We start from the raw sequence: 4,410 nt of genomic DNA on the forward strand, positions 1-4,410 counted from the left end.
CGCCGGCGCAGCCGACCCAGAACAGATACTCGAAGCCGTCGAAGGAGTCGACGTCCTCGCCGTAGACGGGCACGTCGAAGTCGACCTCGTCGATCCACTTGGTGCGTTCCTTGGCGCTCTGGCCCCAGGGGTTGCCGCTGCGCTCGAGGTTCTTGAACAGGCCGTTGAGCTCGCTGGGGAACTCGGACTCGACCATCACCTGGTACCGGCGCATGTCGACGATGTGGTCGATGTGCTCGATGTCGACGGGACACTGCTCGACGCACGCGCCGCAGTTGGTGCAGGACCACAGGACGTCGGGGTCGATGACGCCGCCCTGCTCGAGGGTGCCGACGAGCGGGCGGGTGGCCTGCTCGGGGCCGGAGCCGAGGATTCGTTCGAACCCGGACTCCGGGACCGCGTGGGTTTCGGAGTGCTTCTCGCCGCGCAGTTCCTCGCCCACTCCGCCGACGGGTGTGTTCTCGAGCGGGGTCTCCTGGTCGCCGAGGATGTAGGGCGCCTTGGCGAACAGGTGGTCGCGCAGGTTCATGATGACGAGCTTGGGAGACAACGGCTTTCCGGTGTTCCACGCCGGGCACTGGGACTGGCAGCGACCGCACTCGGTACACGTCGTGAAGTCGAGGTAGCCCTTCCACGTGAAGTCCTCGATCTTGCCGCGGCCGAGGACCGCGTCCTCCGCGGGATCCTCGAAGTCGATGTACTGGCGGTCGTACTCCATGGGCAGCAGCGGGCCGAGGCCGTTTGGCAGTCGCTTGAACGTCACGTTGACCGGCGCCAGACCGATGTGAAGGTGCTTGGAGTGCAGCACGATGAGCAAGAAGATCAGCATGACGCCGATGTGCAGCAGCAGTGCGACGGTCTCGATGATCTCGTTGACGCCGTGGCCGAGCGGTTCGAGTGCGGCACCGATGGAGTGCGAGAAGAACGCGCCCCAACCGTAGGGCAGGTTCCCGGTGGCGACCGCCGCGCCACGGAACAGCGCATAGGTCCAGACGACGTTGAAGATCATGAAGAGGATCAGCCAGGCGCCGCCGGTGTGCGAGCCGTAGAAGCGGGAGTCCCTGCCGTGTTCCTTGGGCTCGGAGTTGAGTCGGATGATGGAGAAGGTGACGATGCCGAGCAGCACCGCGAGCGCGAAGAAGTCCTGCAGGAATCCCAGTACGTCCCAGTGCCCGATGAATGGGATGGCGAACTTGGGGCTGAACAGGACGCCGTAGGCCTCGAGGTACACCGACGCCAGAACGAAGAAGCCCCACATGGTGAAGAAGTGGGCGATGCCGGGGATCGACCAGGCCAGCAACTTCTTCTGCCCGAGGACCTCGGTGAACTGCGTGGTGATGCGGGCCTTGAGGTTGTCCTTGCGGGCATCCTCGTCGATCGTGGGCTGACCCGAGCTGATCAGGTTGACCAGGAACAGCACGCGTTTGGCGGCGAACGCCAAGACGATTGCCGTAAGCAGAAGGCCGAGGGTCAGCCTGATCAGAGTCTGCGTGTCCACGCGCGCCTCCCGGGTTGAAGTTACCGCGCAGTAAGGTGTGTTGTTACTGAACGGTAACTTACGCTAGATGCCAGCTCATAGTGGCATCCACGGGTTTGGCATCGCTACGAAGGTTTACCTAACTCACCGGTTGGTTGCGTGGCGCTGTGGCGGTTGTCACGTTCGTCGAGACCGCGCTGACGGTCGTGAAATTCGTCGGCGAACAGCAGTGAGTGCAGTTTCGACGACTGGATCCTCAGGCCGGCGTGGCGAGGATGGCCCGCAGCATCGAGATCAGCTCGGAGCGCGACTCGGCCCCCAGCCGGCGTCGGATCCGCGCCACGTGGTGCTCGACGGTCTTCGCCGAGATGAACAGCTGACTGCCGATGTCGCGGTAGGGCATGCCCTGCAACAACAACTCGGCTACCTCGCGCTCCCGGTCCGACAGTCGCGACTCCCGCGCCGTCGACGAACCCGGCGGGGGTGCGGCCACGGCGGGCACCTCGGCGAAGTCGGCGTTGTCCTCACCTCCCGACGCGGCGAACTTCAGGTCGCGCGCCAACTGCAGCATGGCCCCCGATACCCGACCGTCGGGCGTCTGCAGCGCCGCCTGACTGGCGAGCCGGGTCGCGTCCCAGGTGAGCCCGAACTGCGTCAACGAGCGGGCCGCAGCCGTCACCTCGTCGGTGTCGACGTGGTTGGCCAGCACCCGCAGCCAGGTGCGGCCCGCGGTCGCCAGCGCCCGAGCGTAGGAACTGCTACCGGCCGCGGCGGTCAACGCCTGGCCGTGCGGTGCGACCGACCCCGGGGAGTTGGCCAGGATGCCCGCGTGCACGCCGGCCCAGTGCAGGGGTACCGCCCACAGTGTCGGATTGCCCAGTGTGTCAAGCAGATTGAATGCCTCATCCAATGCGGGCTGGATGAGGTCTACCTGTCGCAGGCGGGCGGCGGCCACCCACAACTCGCCGAGTGGGAGCAACGCGAACAGGTCCATCGAGTATTCGCTGAGCACCTCCATCGCCGCGTACCAGTGCTTCTGCACGCCACCGGTGTCACCGCCGCGACGGGCGACGGCGGTCTGGAGCGCGGCCGCCCACAGCGCGTCGCGCCGGTGCAGATTCACTCCCGCAACCGAGGCGGCGTCGGCCGCAGCGGCCGCCAACTGCCCGTCCAGCATCCTGGCCCAGCCAAGCAACAGCGTGTGCCGATGCGCGACGAAACCCTCGTCGACACCGGTGCTCCGCACCGCTCGACCGATCGCGCTGCGGGCGCGCACGGAGTCGCCGCCGTGCAGCGCCACCAGCGTGACGAGGGCCGACGGAGTGTCGGGGGTGACGACGGCCGACGCCTGCTCCGTAATCGACTGTGCCAGTCGGGCGATGGCCGTCGGATAGCTGCTCTCCAGCGTCAGCACCAACCCATCGGCGAGCCCGCGGGCGGCGCGGGCGGTCGAGGTCGGCGGACCGGAGGTGTCGACGTCCAACGCCGCGCGTGCCGCTGCGACGTCGCCGACACCCAGTGCCGCCACGACCGCGGCCGCGCCGACGACGGCATCGGAGTTCGGGCCGAGCCAGCGGAACAGTTCGGCGGCCTGCGCCGCGCTGCCGTCGTGCAGGGCGACACTCGCCGCGATGCGAACCGCCGCGGCCCGCTCGGCGGGAAGCTCGGAGCCGAGCAACTCATCGGCCAGCCGGCCCGCAGTCGCGCAATCCCCCGTCAACGCGAGCGCGTCGGCCAGGTTGGCGTTGAGTTTGCTCGCCCCGACCTCGATGGCGGCGCGGTACAGCCGGGCCGCCTTCGCGGGCCTGCCCTGGTTGCGGGCGGCGAAATCGGTGAGTGCCTCCGCCAATTGCGGGTCGCGTAGGCCGTGCTCGGCGAGTCGCAGAGCGAGGCTCGTCGACAGCGTCGACTTCTCGAGTTGCGAATGCAATAGCGCCGTTTCGACGCGATGATGCCGCGCTGCGCCGGTGATCTGCGCAAGGCTCTGGTGCAGCGCGTTGGCGAACGCGGCGCTGTGCGACGGCGCGATCAGTCCACTGGCCCTGGCGATGTCGACGAGTCGCTGTCCCTCGTCCTGATTCGTTCCCAGCGCCGCCGCCACGTCGTCCGGGCCGAGTTCCTGACTGAGCGACGACAGAAGAAGGGTGTCGAGCACCGGTTCGTCGACCCGCCGCAGCCGCTCGATCAGCGCAACCCTGGTCGCCGCGGCGATGGCCTCGCTCGGCGGCGGGCCATCGACGGACGTCACGGCAGCGAGAGCCGGGTGGACGAGGAACGGCAGGCCCTCGCTCGCCGCCATCGTCGACCTGACCAACTCCGCAGGCGGTGAGACGCCGAGGAGGTCGACGGCGATCCGGTGCACCTCCGACGGGGTCAGGGGATTCAACGTGACGACGGGCGCCTCCCGCGTCATGGCAGTGCGCAGCGCGGCGAGCGCCGATTGGTGGGACAAGGGCTCGGTGGCGATCACGACCGTCGCGGCTGGGTCGCCGGCCAACTCGACCAGCAGTTCCAGGTCGGTGATCCCGAGCAGGTGGGCGTCGTCGATGACCACCGCCGCGTTCGCCGGGTCACCGTCGCGAGGGGGGCGGGCGATCACGGTGACTCCCGCTGCGCGCAACGCCGTTCGGATCTCGTTGAGCGTCAACGTCTTTCCGGTGCCGACACCGCCGGACACCAGCACCTTGGCGGGCTCGGTCGGCGACGACACCAGGGTCGCGACCGCGTCGCTGACGGTCACGGGTTGGCGGGTACCACCGGGGCGATCACCGTCGTCGTCAGCGTCTGGGGCGGGGCCACCGTGGTCGTGATGACGGGTGGCTTGGTCGTCGTCGTGATCACCGGGGGAGTGGTCGTCGTGGTGGTGGTCGGCGGCGTGGTGGTCGTGGTGGTCGTCGTCGTGGTGGTGGTCGTGGTGGTCGTCGTCGTGGTGG

At 68.3% G+C, this 4,410-nt stretch carries 3 protein-coding genes; 1 reads left to right on the top strand and 2 read right to left on the bottom strand.

Going from position 1 to position 4,410, the window contains the following annotated elements:
• A partial coding sequence (locus QOD90_RS03955) for a 4Fe-4S dicluster domain-containing protein (protein WP_526346886.1) occupies positions 1-1,498 on the bottom strand: 1,498 nt, incomplete at its 3' end.
• Between the two features lie 235 nt (positions 1,499-1,733).
• Positions 1,734-4,217 carry an isoniazid response ATPase/transcriptional regulator IniR gene (gene iniR / locus QOD90_RS03960; protein WP_526346888.1) on the bottom strand — a complete coding sequence of 828 codons (2,484 nt, stop codon included), beginning with the start codon at positions 4,215-4,217 and terminating at the stop codon, positions 1,734-1,736.
• Between the two features lie 3 nt (positions 4,218-4,220).
• Between iniR and QOD90_RS03965 the strand changes: the two genes are divergently transcribed.
• Positions 4,221-4,410: hypothetical protein (locus QOD90_RS03965; protein ID WP_526346890.1), on the top strand; the 190-nt coding region annotated here is incomplete at its 3' end.

This window comes from Mycobacterium sp., from assembly GCF_032161845.1.
In the GTDB taxonomy this organism is placed as follows: Bacteria; Actinomycetota; Actinomycetes; order Mycobacteriales; family Mycobacteriaceae; genus Mycobacterium.